The sequence below is a fragment of the Chryseobacterium contaminans genome (genome assembly GCF_001684955.1).
GTDB lineage: Bacteria > Bacteroidota > Bacteroidia > Flavobacteriales > Weeksellaceae > Chryseobacterium > Chryseobacterium contaminans.
In genome coordinates this window covers 1-17351 of record NZ_MAYF01000343.1, presented here as the reverse complement: position 1 = coordinate 17351, position 17351 = coordinate 1, and the positions used below count along the sequence as shown (strand labels likewise).

General features: G+C 35.6%; 19 protein-coding genes. 14 read left to right on the top strand and 5 right to left on the bottom strand.

Annotation, left to right across the window (positions count from 1 at the left end; genetic code table 11):
• The 10 genes from carA to BBH99_RS19540 form a co-directional block, all read left to right on the top strand.
• Positions 1–789 (top strand): glutamine-hydrolyzing carbamoyl-phosphate synthase small subunit (gene carA, locus BBH99_RS19580; protein WP_066699766.1); only part of this gene is annotated, 789 nt, incomplete at its 5' end.
• Positions 790–830: 41 nt separating this feature from the next.
• A complete protein-coding gene (locus BBH99_RS19575) occupies positions 831–1184 on the top strand; it encodes a four helix bundle protein (protein WP_066699764.1) in 354 nt (117 codons plus the stop codon).
• Positions 1185–1243: 59 nt separating this feature from the next.
• A complete protein-coding gene (gene carB, locus BBH99_RS19570; RefSeq protein WP_066699762.1) occupies positions 1244–4426 on the top strand; it encodes a carbamoyl-phosphate synthase large subunit in 3183 nt (1060 codons plus the stop codon).
• 118 nt (positions 4427–4544) lie between these two features.
• A complete protein-coding gene (locus BBH99_RS22560) occupies positions 4545–4706 on the top strand; it encodes a hypothetical protein (RefSeq protein WP_165601964.1) in 162 nt (53 codons plus the stop codon).
• 91 nt (positions 4707–4797) lie between these two features.
• Positions 4798–5265: a hypothetical protein gene (locus BBH99_RS19565; RefSeq protein ID WP_066699760.1), complete on the top strand. Its 468-nt coding sequence runs from the start codon at positions 4798–4800 to the stop codon at positions 5263–5265.
• Positions 5266–5410: 145 nt separating this feature from the next.
• Positions 5411–6202 (top strand): hypothetical protein, encoded by a 792-nt coding sequence (locus BBH99_RS19560; RefSeq protein WP_066699758.1) that lies wholly within the window; start codon positions 5411–5413, stop codon positions 6200–6202.
• A 113-nt stretch (positions 6203–6315) separates the two neighbouring features.
• Positions 6316–6813 (top strand): hypothetical protein, encoded by a 498-nt coding sequence (locus tag BBH99_RS19555; RefSeq protein WP_066699756.1) that lies wholly within the window; start codon positions 6316–6318, stop codon positions 6811–6813.
• A gap of 186 nt (positions 6814–6999) precedes the next feature.
• Positions 7000–9171 (top strand): TonB-dependent siderophore receptor, encoded by a 2172-nt coding sequence (locus tag BBH99_RS19550; protein WP_066699755.1) that lies wholly within the window; start codon positions 7000–7002, stop codon positions 9169–9171.
• Positions 9172–9472: 301 nt separating this feature from the next.
• Complete coding sequence (locus tag BBH99_RS19545) at positions 9473–10747, top strand: PepSY-associated TM helix domain-containing protein (protein WP_066699754.1); 1275 nt, start codon at positions 9473–9475, stop codon at positions 10745–10747.
• Positions 10731–11786: an alpha/beta hydrolase gene (locus BBH99_RS19540; RefSeq protein ID WP_066699753.1), complete on the top strand. Its 1056-nt coding sequence runs from the start codon at positions 10731–10733 to the stop codon at positions 11784–11786. The genes BBH99_RS19545 and BBH99_RS19540 overlap by 17 nt, the downstream gene beginning before the upstream one ends.
• Before the next feature lie 70 nt (positions 11787–11856).
• Here BBH99_RS19540 and BBH99_RS19535 read toward each other — a convergent pair whose 3' ends face one another.
• The 5 genes from BBH99_RS19535 to BBH99_RS19515 all read right to left on the bottom strand — a co-directional run bounded on the left by BBH99_RS19535 (position 11857) and on the right by BBH99_RS19515 (position 14836).
• A complete protein-coding gene (locus BBH99_RS19535) occupies positions 11857–12309 on the bottom strand; it encodes a MarR family winged helix-turn-helix transcriptional regulator (RefSeq protein WP_066699749.1) in 453 nt (150 codons plus the stop codon).
• Positions 12310–12723, bottom strand: a complete 414-nt coding sequence (locus tag BBH99_RS19530; protein ID WP_066699747.1) for an EVE domain-containing protein — start codon at positions 12721–12723, stop codon at positions 12310–12312.
• The gene (locus BBH99_RS19525; RefSeq protein ID WP_066699745.1) at positions 12720–13139 is read right to left on the bottom strand and encodes an SRPBCC family protein; all 420 of its coding nucleotides are present in this window, start codon (positions 13137–13139) and stop codon (positions 12720–12722) included. Before BBH99_RS19525 ends, BBH99_RS19530 begins: the two co-directional genes overlap by 4 nt.
• 118 nt (positions 13140–13257) lie before the next feature.
• A complete protein-coding gene (locus BBH99_RS19520) occupies positions 13258–13668 on the bottom strand; it encodes a hypothetical protein (protein ID WP_066699743.1) in 411 nt (136 codons plus the stop codon).
• A 163-nt stretch (positions 13669–13831) separates the two neighbouring features.
• Positions 13832–14836: a hypothetical protein gene (locus BBH99_RS19515; protein ID WP_123873226.1), complete on the bottom strand. Its 1005-nt coding sequence runs from the start codon at positions 14834–14836 to the stop codon at positions 13832–13834.
• Positions 14837–14968: 132 nt separating this feature from the next.
• Between BBH99_RS19515 and BBH99_RS19510 the strand changes: the two genes are divergently transcribed.
• The 4 genes from BBH99_RS19510 to BBH99_RS19495 form a co-directional block, all read left to right on the top strand.
• Positions 14969–15487 carry a Crp/Fnr family transcriptional regulator gene (locus BBH99_RS19510; protein WP_066699739.1) on the top strand — a complete coding sequence of 173 codons (519 nt, stop codon included), beginning with the start codon at positions 14969–14971 and terminating at the stop codon, positions 15485–15487.
• 53 nt (positions 15488–15540) lie between these two features.
• Entirely contained in the window at positions 15541–16095 is a 555-nt protein-coding gene (locus tag BBH99_RS19505; RefSeq protein WP_066699737.1) for a DinB family protein, read from the top strand.
• A gap of 264 nt (positions 16096–16359) precedes the next feature.
• A complete protein-coding gene (locus tag BBH99_RS19500; RefSeq protein ID WP_066699735.1) occupies positions 16360–16872 on the top strand; it encodes a methylated-DNA--[protein]-cysteine S-methyltransferase in 513 nt (170 codons plus the stop codon).
• Positions 16873–16969: 97 nt separating this feature from the next.
• On the top strand, positions 16970–17351 hold a 382-nt coding region (locus BBH99_RS19495; RefSeq protein WP_185111109.1), incomplete at its 3' end, for an isocitrate lyase/phosphoenolpyruvate mutase family protein.

The following is a 17351-nucleotide window of genomic DNA, read 5'->3' as shown; positions in this document are numbered from 1 at the left end:
TTAGATGAATTATTTAAGAAGAAAAACCTTTCAGGAATTTCAGGAATTGATACAAGAAGACTGACAAGAATTCTTCGTAACTCCGGAGTAGTGAAAGGAAAAATCGTGAATGCTGATGCAGACGAAGCAGTAACAGCAGCAGAACTGAAAACAACCACTTTCCCAATCAATCAGGTGGAGGAGGTTTCTACTAAAACACCTTATGCAAACCCGAACAGAGGTTTCAAAGTAGTATTGGTAGATTTCGGGGCTAAATTGGGAATCATCAGAGAATTATCTCAAAGAAACTGTGATATCATCGTGGTTTCTCAGGATACAACAGCAGAAGATATCCTATTGATGAATCCGGATGGAATCATGCTTTCAAACGGTCCTGGTGACCCGGAAGATGTACCGCATGCATTAGATATGATCCGTGGATTATTAGGAAAAGTTCCAATCTTCGGAATCTGCTTAGGACACCAGCTGATTGGTCTTGCTTGTGGAGCAAAAACATTTAAATTAAAATTCGGACACAGAGGAGGAAACCACCCTGTATTGGATTTAGAGAAAAATAAAGTAGCTATCACTTCTCAAAACCACGGATATGCAGTAGATCAGGAAAGTTTAAAAGGAACAGACCTTATCGAAACGCACATCGCTCTGAACGACAGAACCAACGAAGGTTTAAAACACAAAATCCACCCTTGTTTCTCAGTTCAGTATCACCCTGAAGCGAGCCCAGGTCCTGAAGATGCAAACTACTTATTTGATGAGTTTATCCAAATGATGGAAGATTTTAAGAAGTAAAAAAGACTTCAGATATTAGACATCAGATAACAGACTTAATCATGCATAATTTTGAAAAACTGGTTTTTTGGCAGAAATCAATTGAACTTGCAAAACAGGTTTATATTATTTGTGTGGATTTACCCAAAGATGAAAAATTTGGTTTGATTTCTCAAATTAAAAGATCTGTAATCTCTATTCCTTCAAATATAGCGGAAGGAGCAGGGAGAAATAATGATAGAGAGTTTTATCACTTTCTTGGAATTGCAAATGCATCCTCTTTTGAACTACAAACACAGCTGATTTTAACCAGAGAATTGAATTTACTTGATGCAGAAAAAGTTGATAGTTTAATAGCAAATCTGAATGAAATTCAAAGAATGATTTATACATTCAAATCTAATTTAAAAAAGTAAAACATCCTGTTGGAAGTCTGAAATCTGACATCTAACATCTTGTATCTAAAAAAAGAAAAATGGCAAAACGTACAGATATTAAAACAATTTTAGTAATCGGTTCAGGACCTATCATCATTGGGCAGGCAGCTGAATTTGATTACGCAGGAACGCAGGCTTGCTTATCTTTAAAAGAAGAAGGCTACAAAGTAATTTTGATTAACTCAAACCCTGCAACGATCATGACGGATGTGGAAATCGCTGATAAAGTGTATATCGAGCCGATTTCATTACAGTTTGTAAGCCACATCATCAGAAAAGAGCGTCCGGATGCATTATTACCAACCCTTGGAGGCCAGACTGGTCTTAACATGGCGGTAGAACTTGAAAAATCAGGAATTCTTGAAGAATGCAAAGTGGAAGTACTGGGAACTAAGCTTTCTGCGATCAACAGAGCAGAAGACAGAGACCTTTTCCGTGAATTGATGAGAGAATTGAATGAGCCGGTTCCTGAATCAGATATCGTAAATACAGTTGAAGGAGCATTAGCATTTGCTGATGAGATCGGATATCCTGTTATTGTTCGTCCTGCTTTTACCATGGGAGGAACAGGTGGAGGTATCGCAGCCACTGAAGCTGAATTAAAAGAGATTGCTGAATTGGGACTAAAACACAGCCCGGTTACACAGTGTCTTATCGAGAAATCCATCGCAGGTTTCAAAGAAATTGAGTACGAAGTAATGCGTGATGCAAACGACAACGCGATTGTGGTTTGTAACATGGAAAATATTGACCCGGTAGGAGTTCACACAGGAGACTCTATCGTAGTAGCACCTTCTCAGACCCTTTCAGACAGAGAGTACCAGTTGCTGAGAAATGCTTCACTAAAAATCATCAGAGCGTTAGGAATTGAAGGTGGATGTAACGTACAGTTAGCATTAGATCCACATTCATTCAACTACTATATCATCGAAGTAAACCCTAGAGTATCCCGTTCATCAGCTTTAGCAAGTAAGGCAACAGGATATCCGATCGCAAAGATCGCTGCAAAAATCGCAGTAGGATTAACGCTGGATGAAATCATGAACCCGGTAACAGGAAAAACATACGCATGTTTCGAGCCTGCTCTGGATTATGTGGTGACTAAATTCCCAAGATTCCCATTCGATAAATTCGAAACGGCGGACAGAAGACTTTCTACTCAGATGAAAGCAACCGGAGAAGTAATGGCGATCGGAAGAAACCTAGAAGAATCTTTACAGAAAGCAATCCGTTCATTAGAAACAGGAATCAAGCACTTAGGATTAAAAACTAAACAGGCTCAGGCGCTTACTGCTGAAGAAATCGAAAGAAGAATCAGAGTGTGTGATGATGAGAGATTATTCATCATCGGAGATGCTTTAAGAAGAGGATACGACTGGGAGCAAATCGTAGAATGGAGTAAAATTGATAAATTCTTCATCTGGAAACTGAAAAAATTAGTTGATTTCGAGAAAGTAATCGCTGCCAATAAGTTTGATAAAGAAACATTAATCGAAGCTAAAAGATTAGGTTTTGCAGATATCAATATCGCAGTTCTTTGGGAGGTAAAAGAACGTGAAGTATTCAATTTCAGAAAAGAAAACGGAGTAATGCCGGTCTACAAAATGGTAGACACTTGCGCCGCTGAATTCGAAAGTGAAACGCCATACTTCTACGGAACTTACGAAGAAGAAAACGAAAGCGTAGTGTCTGATAAAGAAAAGATCATCGTTCTAGGTTCAGGACCTATCAGAATCGGACAGGGAGTAGAGTTTGACTATGCAACCGTTCACTCAGTATGGGCAATCAAAGAAATGGGCTACGAAGCGATCATCATCAACAATAACCCTGAAACAGTTTCTACAGACTTCTCTATCTCAGATAAATTATACTTCGAGCCGCTTACCGAAGAAGATGTAATGAATATCATCGAGCTTGAAAAACCTAAAGGAGTGGTAGTACAGTTCGGAGGACAAACTGCGATCAATCTTGCAGATAAATTAGCTTCTCACGGAGTACAGATCTTAGGAACTTCATTAGAAGACCTTGACAGAGCCGAAAACAGAGATAAATTTGAAAAAGCACTTCAGGAATTAGGAATTCCTCAGCCTAAGGGAAGAACGTCCACTTCAAAAGAAGAAGCCATCAAAATTGCTAACGAAATCGGATATCCGGTATTGGTTCGTCCAAGTTACGTTTTGGGAGGTAGAGCAATGGAAATTGTATACGCAGAATCAGAATTGGCACACTACATGGAACATGCAGTAGATGCAAGCCCTGAGCACCCGGTTTTGGTTGATAAGTACATGGTAGGAAAGGAGATTGAAGTAGATGCGATCTGCGACGGTGAAACAGTAGTGATTCCGGGAATTATGGAGCACATCGAAAGAGCAGGAGTTCACTCCGGAGACTCTATCGCAGTATATCCGCCACAGAATATTTCTCAAAGCGAAATCGATACCTTAGTAGATTATACCCAGAGATTGGCAAAAGGATTGAACGTGATCGGATTAATGAATATCCAATATGTTCTTTTCGAAGGAAACGTATATGTGATCGAAGTAAACCCACGTTCTTCAAGAACAGTTCCTTTCTTATCTAAAATCACAGACGTTCCAATGGCCAACCTTGCAACGAAAGCGATCTTAGGACAGAAATTAGCAGATCTTGGGTATAAAAACGGATTGGTTCCGAATAAAGAAGGTGTCTTCGTAAAAGTACCGGTATTCTCTTTCTCAAAACTGACAAAAGTTGACATCTCTTTAGGCCCTGAAATGAAGTCTACAGGAGAGGTTATGGGGAAAGATACTACTTTAGAGAAAGCTCTTTACAAAGGATTGGTAGCAGCAGGAAGAAAAGTTCCTATGCACGGTTCTATCTTGTTCACAGTAGCAGATAAGCATAAAGAAGAAGCCGCTGATTTAGCAGCAAGATTCCATGAAGTAGGTTTCAGAATCTGGGCTACAGAAGGTACTGCGAAATTCTTTGAAGAAAAAGGAATTCCTTGCAAAATAGGATACAAAATCGGAGAAGAAAACGTAAATCTTATCGACCTGATCCAGAAAGGAAAAGTTCAGTATGTGGTAAACACCACTACAAAAGGGAAACAGGCAGAAAGAGACGGGTTCCAGATCAGAAGAATGAGCGTGGAAAACGGAGTTCCTTGTTTAACTTCAATGGATACGGTAGAAGCGATTCTAAAAGTAATCGAAAGCATGAGCTTCAAAATGGAGACGATGTAATTTCGAAAAACAAATATTCAAAATCCCGCAGGTTTTCTTGCGGGATTTTTTTATTGAACAAAATGATCAATCAAAGTATTCTGTTTATTTTTACAGAAACCATCTAAACTAAAATACAATGAGTGTAAAGTCAATCACGATAAGAATTGATAAAGGCCATAACGGAAGATGGAGATATATGATTAAAAGTATTGAGATTGATGGAAAAACCTTTACAACTACGAAATTGCAAAATAAAGCCAGGTTTATCACTAATGATTACGTTTATAAAATTGAATAGCATTTTATGAGATATAATTTCTTATTAAAACTTAAAAATAAACCTGTTAGGTTTTAAATCAACGAACAAAACAATAATATTTTTAAACTCAATGGCTCATAAATCAGGTGAAATACTGGCTCAGATTTTTCTATTCTTATTTCCTATAATAGTCTTTTATCTGTTCAGAAAAAATAAAACAATCAACAAGAGGAAATCTGTTTTTTTATTTTTCCTGCTATCATGGTTAATCTACGTACTTCCTATGTGGCTGAGAAATGCTATAGAAAATAAATCTGTTTTATTCTGGTTTGGCTTTATTCCTAACTTTGGGTGTGTGATGGCTCTGCCACTTGCCTTTCTGTACAACAATGAATTAACGTATCAACAGGCAAAGAGTAAACTTTTAAAACTAAGTTTCATCAGTCTTTTCATTATTTTACTCTATGAACTGATACAGTTATTACCCGGATATGGATATTTTGATATTAAGGATATTTTGATGACGTTTTTAGGTTTCATTACTGTAAATATTATTTTTAGAATGAATGAAAAATACTTCTGTAAGGCATTTGAATAGTCATTTCGATGTTGCTGATATTTTATTTGATAAATTTGTGAAAAGCAAATCTGCTGGATTTGAAAAATTAAGTTGTTTCAATAATCTTTATAAATTGAATTGAAATAATCCATAGTCTTGAAAACCACTTTATAATATAACCAAAATGAAAAAATATTTAGTTTACATTTCGCTATTGGCAATTATTTCTTGCAACAAATCAGACCCAAAAGTTGAGGCTTCAAGTTCTGTAACCCCAGAAAGATCGGTTACTTTAGCATTGGTAAACAATCAAGTTGGAAAAGAAATATCCTGGAAAGGATTTCTGAATGGGAAAACTCCTGTATTTATTCACTATCAGCTGGATGGCAATATCATTGTTGGTGAGATTACTTACCTGAATACTAAGAACAAATTACCAATAACACTTGTAGGAACCACCGACAGCGATAATAATTACAGGATTTTAGAATTTGAAAAATCGGGGAATATAACAGGTGTCATTACCGGAAAACCAGCAGAAGGTATTTTCAAAGGAAGTTGGTTTTCACCAAAAACCAGAAAGGAGCTTACGCTTAATCTTGTAAAGAAAGATACTGTTCTCCCTTCAAAGAAAATAGAAACGAAATTAGACGATGTATTTGGACATTATCATTACCAGTACAGTGAAGCAGGATATCAGGGAGATTTGGTAATTAGAAAATTCCCGGATTCAAAAGCTGTTTTTGGAATAACATCAGTTACCGGAGATCCGGCAAGGAATCTTGCACAAATAGATGATGATACTATTGATCTTAAAACAACCAATTTTACCTATAAATTAGCTGATACGGATGATTGTGAATTTAATGTGAAGTTTTACAAAGGGTTTGCTGTAGTTCAATATACCCAGGGCGTATGTAGTGGACAATTCGGAATGAATGCCACCATTGAAGGAATATATATGAAAACAAAGTAAACTATTTAATTTTTTTGTTGATTTATCTAAGAGGTTGTAAATTAGGGGATCATAAATAAATAATTCAATAATTATTATAAACTGATCCAATTTCACCAAACTATAAAACAACCATGGCAGAATATTATGCAAAATCCAATGATTCTTTATCCTTTGAACTCACTAAGGACGATCAGTTGATAGGAAAGCTTATCTATCAAAACTGGTTCAGATTTAATGCTGAAATAGTGGTTTCAAATCGTGCTTATCTTATAGAACCCAAAGGTTTTTGGGGAACCACCATTGAGCTCAAAGATCATGATAAAGTTCTTTTAAAGTTCAGAATGAACTGGAATGGTGAAATAGTAGTGCAAACCTATTTTGATGGATTGAAAGAGAGTTTTGCTTTTAAACATAGAGGAGTATTTAAGGAATCATTTGTGCTCACAGATCAGCAGGGAGTTGAACTTTTTGTAATGAAGCCCCACCTTAAATGGACCTCCATGAATTACGAATATCATATTACTACCTCTGACAGTTTTGATGGTTTTACTCGTAAAGATTTGTTACTATTTACATCTTTACACTGCGCCAATTATTATATGTCTATGATGGTCGCTGCGATTGTGTAGCACACTATATAAGATATAGGTTTTAGTCAAAAATATCATCCATATATGAGATAAAGGGTTTTCGGTTTTCCGGAAACCCTTTATTAATGGCCTTATTTGACGATTCAAATTTATGATTTCCATCATGTTTTTATTTAGAATTAATAAAAATAAAGTACTTTTGTGACACTAAGCTTAATTATAAAAATGAAAAAAACTATTATTTCTGCCTCTTTATTAGCAGTCACCATGTTAAGTGCACAGGAAAATGATACCCTAAAGGTAGCCGAGATCCAGTCAGTATCCCTTCAGGGAACCCACAATTACAGAACCAAAAAATCAGAATCAGTAGCAAGGCTTCCTTTAGAAAACCTTGAAAATCCAACGGTTTACAATCTTGTTCCTAAAGAAATCATCAGTGAAATGAATGCTACAGATTTCAACACAGCAATGGCTTCAGCTCCGGGAGTTGTGGTTAGCAATAGTGTGAACGACAGTGGTAATGATATTTTCCTGAGAGGGTTCAGCTCCAATGCCAGTTTCAGAAACGGATTAATCCAGAATCCAAGAGTACAGTCGGAGATTGCTAATATTGAAAGAGTAGAAGTCATTAAAGGACCATCAGGAACCTTATTCGGAGGAACTTTGGCCAATTATGGCGGAGTGGTGAATGTGGTGACTAAGAAACCACAGGAGAATTTCGGCGGAATTATTAATTATACCACCGGAAGCTGGGGAATGAACAGAATAACAGCCGATGTAAATACCCCGTTAAATAAAGAGAAAACAGCATTGGCAAGATTCAATGTCGCAGCATATTCCCAAGATTCTTTTCAGGATGCAGGGTATAATAAAGGTGTATTTTTCTCAGGAAGTATTTTATACAAAGTAAACGATAAAACCACGGTAACTTTAGATACAGAATTCCATGCTCCGGAAAAAACGCTGAATGCTTATGTAAGACAGTCGGAGAAATTGACCTACCATTCTATGAAAGATCTTGAAGCTATTCATGGAAGGTCTTTTACCAGTAATGATGTAGGATCAAAGAGAACCAATTTTGTAACCATGGCTGAAGTTACCCATAAATTCAATGACCAATGGACTTCCAGAACGTCCTATCAAAGAGGTGAAGCCAATGAAAAGGAGTCTATATTTTTGGTTTTGAATTATTTGGATAATAACAGGGTGAGCAGAAGTATCCGTCCTTTTGACAACTATAAGATCACAACAGACAATATTCAACAGAATTTTATTGGGGATTTTAAAATTAGTGGCTTAAGAAACCGTTTGGTAGTAGGATTGGATTATTTTCACCAAACCAGCAAAAACCAATATCCCGTATTTACGGTAGGTAAAAATACAAACTCTGCCTTCGCACCTTATCCTTTAAATGGAGTAATTGGAGATGCCTATGGTACAGAGAAAGGAAATGATATCGTTCAATTAAATGCAACTTCCGATTGGACTCCTATTTCCCGTGATGTAGTAAAAAAACTTCCAAGAACCGCTACTAAATATGAAATTGCCCAATACAGCACATACAGCGCCTATATTTCCAATGTGCTGAATGTTACAGATAACCTTCTTGTAATGGCAAGTTTAAGAATGGATCATTACAAAAATGAAGACATTAAAAGAAATGGAGTAAGCGGAACCGAAGGATACAGCCAGACTCAATTTTCTCCGAAGTTTGGTTTGGTATATGAAATTAAAAAAGATGAAATTTCATTCTTTGCTAATTATGTCAACGGATTTAAAAATATTGCTCCTGGCCCTAATCAGGATGGTGTTCTTACCAAATGGAATCCTGAACAGGGAAATCAGTTTGAAGCCGGATTTAAGGTAGATCTCTTTGGCAAAAAACTATTATCAACGATTTCTTATTATAATATGAGAGTCAAAAATAGAGTAATTGCTGATCCGGGAGGACTAGGAAGCAGGCAGGATGGTAATATCAAAAATCAGGGATTTGAAATTGATCTTGTTATCAACCCGGTAAAAGGATGGAATATTGTAGGAGGGTATGGGTTTAATGATAACCGCTATGATGACAGAACTAAAGATGCCGGGAAAAGAGTAGCATGGGCTCCTAAACATGTTGCTAACCTATGGACGAGTTATAAAATAATGGGTGGAGCCTATGAAGGTCTAGGTTTCGGAGCTGGATTTAATTTTGTAGATAAAACCTATATCAACATTACAAACCATTTCCTGGCACCAGCTTATACCACAGTAGGAGCAACAGTTTTCTATGACAAGAAAAAATACAGAATCGGTCTGAAAATGAATAATGCATTAAACCAGACTTACTGGAACTTCTATGGACAACCACAAAAGCCAAGAGAATTCCTGGCCAACTTCGCATTTAAATTCTAATAACCTTAAAAACAAAAAGAAGGTTGTCTCAACCTTAAAGTTGATTGGAAAATGCAAGAGTGTAAGAAAAAATCAAAGGTTCTCAACAGGAAATAATTCATCTGTATATCGTTTTTTACAAATTTCAATAGATTATATCATTTGTTTTCAGGCATCTGCGTAATCCGTGAAATCTGCGAGCGATAATTTACAATTTTATTGAAGATAAAATCTTTGCGCCCTTATAGCACGAACATGTTACAGAGCCTTGCGCCCTTGCGTTTTCCAACAATAATATCCCAAAAGACAACCCTTTTCAGATATGGAAAATAAAAAAACTAACCCCAGGAAAAAACAGGGAAAATCCCTTACCAAAAGAATTACAGGATGGCTCCATCTCTGGCTAGGACTTGTTTCCGGGATTATTGTACTTACCGTTACACTTTCCGGAACGGTTTTCGTCTTTTGTGACGAGATTGTTGATCTTTGTGCAGGAAGGGCCAAATATGTTCAGGCTCCTGCCCACGCTAAAAAAATGACACCGGAAGAATTACTGGTTAAATTTCATGAACAAGTCCCGGATAGAAAAGCTTTCTATTTTGATACTTATAGAGAAGCAAACAGAACTTTCCGTGTAGCTTCTGCTACCAAACCACCGAAAGATAAGAACCCTGAAAAAGCAGAAAAACCTAAAGGGAAAGGCCGTGGCCCAAGAGGTGTTTTTGCTTATCATTATCTTGATCCTTATACCGGAAAAGTAATGGGTTCTACAAAAAGCTATGAATTTTTCTATGTGGTAGCTCACATTCATGCTCAGCTATTGGCAGGGAAATTTGGAAAAACAGTAGTAGGAGTAGCTTCTATTATATTTTTCATTCAGTTGATTGGCGGTTTGATTCTTTGGTGGCCTAAAAAATGGAACAAGACAACAAGAACCACTGCATTTAAAATCAAATCAGGAACGAAGTGGCGTCGGAAAAACTACGATTTCCATAACGTTTTCGGGTTTTATTCATTGTTGCCAGCTGTATTTATTACCATTACAGGGTTAATTATGGCCTACAAGGTTCTTACTGACCTTACCCAGATAACTTTTGGAGGAGCTCCTGATGCGCATAAGATTGCAGAAAAGTTTGATCCTGTATATGATCCTGGTAAAAAAGCCTTGCCTTTTACAGATTTTATAGACCGTAGTTTTAAAGAAATTCCTCACGCACAGCAAGTCAGGATGAGTGTTCCCCGTAAAGACTCTGCAACAGTTTACAATGTGGTAGTCGCTAAGTTTATAGGTCTGAAAAGTATTATTGATGGAAAAAGCAAAGAAGTTAATAAATATACCGGGGACGAAATTAATTATCCCAAAGAAGTCCTGATGCATGAAGTCATTGAACATATGAACTTTGATCTGCATGTTGGATACTGGGGCGGAATCTTCGGAAAGATCTTCACATTCATTATCGGAATTATCTGTACCAGCCTTCCGGTGACAGGATTTCTGATCTGGTGGGGAAGAAGAAACAAGTCCGGTAAAAAAGGAAAAGAAATTAAAAATATTCATCAACACAGAAAAGAATCACATCATGAACAATTGGTTTAAAATTTTATCTCTACTGGCTTTTTCATTCTTCACATTAGGAAAAGCCCAGAAAAAGCTTACGATAGGAGAGAAGCAGACTGTATTTTCCAAAGTTTTAAATGAAAACAGGGAAGTATGGGTTCATCTTCCTAAAACATATGACGATACCACCATCAATCCTGCAAAATACCCGGTTATCTATCTTTTAGATGGAGAAAACAATTTTGAATACTATGCCGGATTAACGGATTTTATTGCCAGAACTCCTTATGCGGATATTCCGGAATGCATTGTTGTTGGCATTAAAAATACAGAACGTACAAGAGATCTTACGCCTACGAAATCCCAAAAGAAAAGCCCGGTAAATCCTGCTGTAACGCTTTTTGCAGACAGTGGCGGAAGTGAAAATTTTGTAAAATTCATACAGGAAGAACTGAAACCTTTCATAAGTAAAAACTACAGAGCACAGGAATATTCAATATTGGTAGGACATTCATTCGGAGGTTTATTTGCCATCAATGTTTTGCTTGCCCACCCGGAATATTTTAATGCTTACGTAGCTAATGATCCAAGTTTATGGTGGGATAATGAAGTAACCATTTCAAGAACAAAAGATTATCTGGAAAAGAATAAAAAATTTCCTGCTGCCAAATTTTTATATGTTTCTCAGGCAGACAATGAAGAAAAGCAGAAAAACTGGAATTCAGACATGACACAGGCCATTGAAAAGTTTAAAGGAATTGTAGAGAAAAATGGAACTTTGAATTATAAACACAGTTTTTTTGAAGGTGAAACCCATGGAACAGTCTCTTATCCGGGGAATTATGAAGCTTTAAAGTTTATCTTCAAAGGCTTCAGAACAGATATTAAGCAGCTCGCTAAAAATCCTGGTTCACTGGAAACGGAATATAAAACATTCTCGGGAAAGATGAACTCAGAATTTAATCCTTCAGAATCTTACCTGAATGTGATTCTTAAATTCATGAAAAGTAATGATTTCAAAGAATCCGAAACCTATTTTATAAACCTGAAAAACAAGCTTTATCCTAAGGTTAAATAATTGAATGTACTATCATAAGGATGAAATATAGGGGTAGATTGAGCATTCAATCTGCCCTATACTTTAAAGTTTATACATGCTTTAACAAACTTTTCAGGTTCCCGTTGAATTCCTGTTGTGAAGTCTCAAGCCTTGAAAAAAACTCACGGTCAAAATTCTCAACGGCAACAACCGCCTTTTTAATGATTTTTTTTCCGGTTGCTGTTATTTCAATCGTTTTGGCTCTGGTATCTGTCACATGCTCTTTTCTGCTGATAAACTCCTTCTTTTGCAAGGCTCTCAATACCTGTGAAGTAGTCATAGGATCTATTTTGGTATGATGAGAAAGAATGATCTGGGTAACTTCAGTTTTTTGAAGAGATAACCAATGAGTGCTGGCCAGAATAACAAATTGAGAATGAGTGAGATCAAACGGTAATAATGCTTTCTTGATTTCCCGCTGCCAGAGATTGGTAACCTGCCATAGTAAAAAGCCGGAACTGTCTTCAGCTTTCTGTACGCTGAATGTATTATCCTTATTCATTTAGATCATTTTTGAAGCGATTAAATTAAAGTCTTTTTCAGAAATTTCAAAATGTCCGTAGCGAAAAGGGTAGCCCCAGAATTTTTTATTCTCAATGAAATCAAGCTGGTCAATCAATGGAATAATAGAACATTCCTTGCAGTCATAAAATTCTATATTTCTCCTGAACGGAATAAATGTTTCTGTCATTTGAAAAGAGTATACCTCTTCATCCATTATTTTTCCAATGGCTGTAAAGCTTTGTAATTTCTCCGGACTGTTCATTTTTATCTTGGAAGAATACACAATAATATAATCTCCTTTTTTCATCCGCTGCAGTGGTGTTTTCTTTCCATGGCAAACCTGTATGAAGCTGCCTTCAACTCCTCGTTCAGTATGCTCTTTAGATACAGAGGCCATCCAGTATCGTATCATAATTTTTTTGCATTTTTAATTTGATTGGCTATATCTTCAGGAAGATGCTGTACAATATCGTTCGCTACCAGTTTTATCCAGAGTTTGGAGAGCAATCCTGTAACAGTCATTGTAATTGTAATCTTTAGACCGTTTTCCGTTTCTTCATAAATGTGCTCCACATACATTTTAGCCAAAGGAAATGAAGTTAAATCTGTAAATTTTTTAAAAGGAATCACTTCAATAAGTTTTATTTTTACTTTTGGACTTCCTTTAGGCTTTAGAATAAAAGAATTCCCTTCCTTAAATGTTCCGGAAAGGTTGGAGTACTCAACCGTATCATCCCAGTCTTTCCAATGATTAATATCCGTTGTCAGCTTCCAAAGCTGTTCTTTCGTAACTTCTTTTGTAAGTACTGAATATGATTTTTTCCACATAATATTATTTTATAAGTACAAATATAGTAAGTGTACATATTAAATTACAAATTAATAATATGTGTTTGATAGAATTGAATTCTAAGTGTTTGTTATTTAAGTGGTTAATTTTTTGTGTTTAATGCTTATTCCTTATAAAATAAAGACATACAAAATTAAAAAATGCCAGAGACAGCCAGAAAGGAGAAGCCAGAACTGTTGCAAAAATAAACATAGGAATCACCCCTTTTAATCCGGCAGTCATTATAGTATCTGTAGGTAAGCGATTTCCTATGGAAGTAAAAATGCAGGCAATTAATAAAGCAGAAAGGCTTAATCCTGCTGAGATGGCAGTTAGTTTCCATTGATCGTACGGCTTAGCATTTAAGTGTAGTTTATAAAATACAATTCCATAGACAATGAATACAAAAAATGAAATGAGGAGATTATAAAAGAAAGGTAAATCTGGAAATATAATAATTAATACAATGTTTCCAATCAGTAAGTTGATGAAAACGCAGAGCGTGAACAGCAGTATATTTTGTTTCATAATTGTGTTGTGTTTGGAAGCAAAATTACATTATTTTTTGATTCCGAAAACGTTGTAAATCAAAAAAGCAAACCTGTTTATTCACAGATTTGCTTTTGCGTTTATTTTCTTGAAATCTTGTACAGAAATAATGATTGAACTAATTCTGCACTGGATTGGCTATTTAATGTCTGTTGTCACAATTAATGGTAAGCTCCGTTTTTTCTTTATCCAGGAATGTAATGGTATGACATCCGAAAGAAGGAGTAATGAAATTAAAGACCACCGGTGCTTTTCCTTTAAAAAGTCTGCCTGTCCATTGTGCGTAATAATTGGTTTCTTCATTAGGCATTTTTTCGAGCGGAGTAAATTCTGCACCATCCTCAATGGTAAATGTTTTCTCAAATATTTTTTGATTATGATCATCAATAACGACCAGTTTACGCTCCTGAGGCCCATATTCTTCAAGCAGATCCTGTATATAATAGGTAAGGTTTTCGTATTTATATTGATAGGTACCACCATATTTAAGCGTTGAACCGGAAAAATATTTTTTCTGAATATCAGAACCTGCTTTTTCCCATTTAATCATTTTCATCTTATTTTCTATAAATGGGTTTTTGCTTCCGAAATAGGCAATTACATTCATATATCTATCAAAAATGTCGGTTCCTTTTTGAGTATCAACCTGGAATCCTACCATATAAGATTCTGCATCAACTTCGGTTCCTTCAATGATGTAAGGAGAGAGATAGGCCACTGCTTTTAATTTATTTACGGGGATTTTTTGCAGCTTATTCGTTTCATAGTTGTAAAGATATAAGAAATCATTTTCAGCAACGTGGATGCCATCCAGTACTTTTTTTCTGTAAGGGGCATCCAGCTCAATATAAGCCATTTTTTCAAAAGGAACTTCTTTTTGTTTTTTGAGAAAATCTGCAGGGATAGCGTCTTTACCATTGTAAATATCAGATACAGAGATAAAGGTGTCCATAAGATCTTTTCGCTGTATGGTGGAAACATTGTAAATATTAAAATTCTTAAAATCTATTTCCTCTTCTGTTGTAGCCGTTTTTACAGAATCCTTTACGATCGCCGGTTGATCCTGAACTGGTTTTTTGTCATCTTTTTTACAGCTGACAAAGATCAGCTGTGAACATAAAAGCACTAAGGCTGTATTAATCTTCATTATCAAGAATGTTTTCAATATAATAGGTGTACGCTCAGAATAATATTCGTTCTTTTTTTGAGCATTATTCGTGATGGTGTTTAAAGCTTTAAAATTACCCATTATCTTTGGAAAACCAAATAATAAAGTGAAATGGTTGAAAAAGTACTTCAGAGCGGAATACATTGGGAATATAAAGAATTTAAAAGAAATGAATTTCTGAAGACCTCAGGAAGTACAGATACCCATATTTATTTTATTGAAAAAGGAAGTGTGCGGATCTATATGACGGATGAAAATGAAGAAAGGATTATTCGTTTTGGATATACCGGAAATATTATTGTTTCTTTAGATTCTTTTCTTTCCGGAAAACCCTCAGAGCTTTATATTCAGGCTATTAAGAAAACAACAGTAAAAGTAGCCACAAAAAAGGATTTTTATGAATTTATTCAATCCAATGAAGAACATATGAAATTTTGGATGAATATTCTGGAAGACCTTGTACTACAGCAGCTGGAAAGAGAAAAAGATCTGCTTATTAATGCTCCGGGTGAACGTTTTGAAAGAGTATTAAAGCGAAGTCCGAAATTATTTCAGGAAGTTCCCAATAAATATATAGCCAATTATCTCAGGATGTCTCCGGAAACCTTATCAAGGCTTAAAAAATCTTGAGTTCAATCAAGATTTAAGAAAAAACCAATCCGGAAATTTGCCAAAAAACAATAATGAAAATTTCAACCACAGCATTGTTAGAAGAATTAAAAAGAAGAACCGAACAGCATTTACAATATGCTGAAACCCTTTTATTAAAATCGGAAAATGAGCTGAACTTCAGAATTTCTGATGACAGCTGGAGTGTATTGGAATGTCTGGAACATCTCAACCGTTACGGAGACTTTTATATCCCTGAAATCTCACGCAGGATTTCTTCTTCAGCAACAAGCCCAAAAGCAGATTTCAAACCAGGAATTCTCGGGAATTATTTTGCTAAAAGTATGCTTCCTAAAGAAAAACTGAATAAAATGAAAACCCTTAAAGCTATGAATCCAATTCATAGCCAATTGAATAAAGATGTTGTGAATGAATTTATAAAACAACAGCAGCAATTATTGGAGCTATTGGAAAAAGCAAGTCACATCAATCTGGAAAAAACAAAAACTGCGATCAGTATTTCAAAATTGATCACCCTGAAACTGGGAGATACTTTCCGTTTTGTGATCTATCATAATGCAAGGCATATTGCTCAGGCTAAGAAGGTTTTGAAGAATGAAGCTGTTTAAACTTTACATTAACTATTTTTAACTATAGAAGATTTAGCACTTAAGATTTTTTAGAGCCCAACTTTATACATAATTAGGTACACCTAAGTTTTATGAAAATCTTTTTATATGATTTTTCTTGCAGAATTATTCTAAACTTACTTACGTGAACTAAAGTGTTTTAAAAGAAAAACTTTTGTGACTTTTGTGGCTGTGTAAAGTGTAAACAACTTTAATATATAAAAGACACGGTATGAATTCCGGAAAAGTAGTAATTTTAAACTAATGGAAATCATACATCAAAAAACAATACAAACTCCACTGGGAGAGATGATAGCCTGTGCAACAGACCAGGGAATCTGCCTGCTGGAATTTACAGACAGAAAAAATATTGAGAAGCAGCTTAAAGCTTTATCAAAACAACTGAAAGCTGAAATTGCAGAGAAAGAACATATCCATTTTCAACAATTGGAAAAGGAGTTAAAAGAATACTTTGAGGGCAGCAGATCTAAGTTTAATGTCCCTTTATTGACTACCGGTACTGAGTTTCAGGAAAAAGTATGGCAATTGCTCCGTGACATTCCAATGGGAGAGATCAGAACTTACAAACAGCAGTCAGAACTGCTGGGAAATCCAAAGGCGATCCGTGCCGTAGGAACAGCCAATGGAATTAATAAGATTGCTATTTTAATTCCATGCCATCGCGTCATTGGTTCTAACGGTGAGCTGGTAGGCTATGCAGGTGGAATCTGGAGAAAACAAAAACTGTTGGAGCTTGAAAAAGCGATCTTATTTTAAAATTTCTATTATCATCAATTATCATTCATAAAAATACCTGTTCATTTTTCGGTTGCAGCTACCTGAACAATATATCTACATTTGAATAAAAAAGATAATGATCAGTTTCAAAAAATTACATCAGGAAGAAGAACCTTTATTATTAGGGAACGTATGGAATGTACAGAGTGCAAAAGTGTATCAAAAATCAGGATATAAAGCTTTAGCCACTTCAAGCTCGGCAGTAGCAATGAGTTTAGGATATGAAGATGGAGAGCAGATGAGTTTTGAAGAGTATTTTTACATGATCAAAAGAATAAAGGCATCCGTTTCAATCCCTTTATCAGTAGATCTGGAAGGTGGATATGGAAATACCTCAGAAATAGTTGTCTCTAATATTATAAAACTGTTGGATATAGGCATTGCAGGAATAAATTTGGAAGATACCTGCATGGCTGATGGTGAAAGACAATTGGTAGACAGAAACGTTTTTCTTGAAA

Excerpts from the sequence above, each read along its gene's own strand:
- BBH99_RS19510 (WP_066699739.1), top strand. The coding sequence starts at position 14,969 with ATGGTTGAAAAAGTACTTCAGAGCGGAATACATTGGGAATATAAAGAA.
- BBH99_RS19575 (WP_066699764.1), top strand. The coding sequence starts at position 831 with ATGCATAATTTTGAAAAACTGGTTTTTTGGCAGAAATCAATTGAACTT.
- BBH99_RS19560 (WP_066699758.1), top strand. The coding sequence starts at position 5,411 with ATGAAAAAATATTTAGTTTACATTTCGCTATTGGCAATTATTTCTTGC.
- BBH99_RS19555 (WP_066699756.1), top strand. The coding sequence starts at position 6,316 with ATGGCAGAATATTATGCAAAATCCAATGATTCTTTATCCTTTGAACTC.
- BBH99_RS19520 (WP_066699743.1), bottom strand. The coding sequence starts at position 13,668 with ATGAAACAAAATATACTGCTGTTCACGCTCTGCGTTTTCATCAACTTA.
- BBH99_RS19500 (WP_066699735.1), top strand. The coding sequence starts at position 16,360 with ATGGAAATCATACATCAAAAAACAATACAAACTCCACTGGGAGAGATG.
- BBH99_RS19530 (WP_066699747.1), bottom strand. The coding sequence starts at position 12,723 with ATGATACGATACTGGATGGCCTCTGTATCTAAAGAGCATACTGAACGA.
- BBH99_RS22560 (WP_165601964.1), top strand. The coding sequence starts at position 4,545 with ATGAGTGTAAAGTCAATCACGATAAGAATTGATAAAGGCCATAACGGA.
- BBH99_RS19535 (WP_066699749.1), bottom strand. The coding sequence starts at position 12,309 with ATGAATAAGGATAATACATTCAGCGTACAGAAAGCTGAAGACAGTTCC.
- BBH99_RS19565 (WP_066699760.1), top strand. The coding sequence starts at position 4,798 with ATGGCTCATAAATCAGGTGAAATACTGGCTCAGATTTTTCTATTCTTA.
- BBH99_RS19545 (WP_066699754.1), top strand. The coding sequence starts at position 9,473 with ATGGAAAATAAAAAAACTAACCCCAGGAAAAAACAGGGAAAATCCCTT.
- carB (WP_066699762.1), top strand. The coding sequence starts at position 1,244 with ATGGCAAAACGTACAGATATTAAAACAATTTTAGTAATCGGTTCAGGA.
- BBH99_RS19525 (WP_066699745.1), bottom strand. The coding sequence starts at position 13,139 with ATGTGGAAAAAATCATATTCAGTACTTACAAAAGAAGTTACGAAAGAA.
- BBH99_RS19540 (WP_066699753.1), top strand. The coding sequence starts at position 10,731 with ATGAACAATTGGTTTAAAATTTTATCTCTACTGGCTTTTTCATTCTTC.
- BBH99_RS19505 (WP_066699737.1), top strand. The coding sequence starts at position 15,541 with ATGAAAATTTCAACCACAGCATTGTTAGAAGAATTAAAAAGAAGAACC.
- BBH99_RS19550 (WP_066699755.1), top strand. The coding sequence starts at position 7,000 with ATGAAAAAAACTATTATTTCTGCCTCTTTATTAGCAGTCACCATGTTA.
- BBH99_RS19515 (WP_123873226.1), bottom strand. The coding sequence starts at position 14,836 with ATGAAGATTAATACAGCCTTAGTGCTTTTATGTTCACAGCTGATCTTT.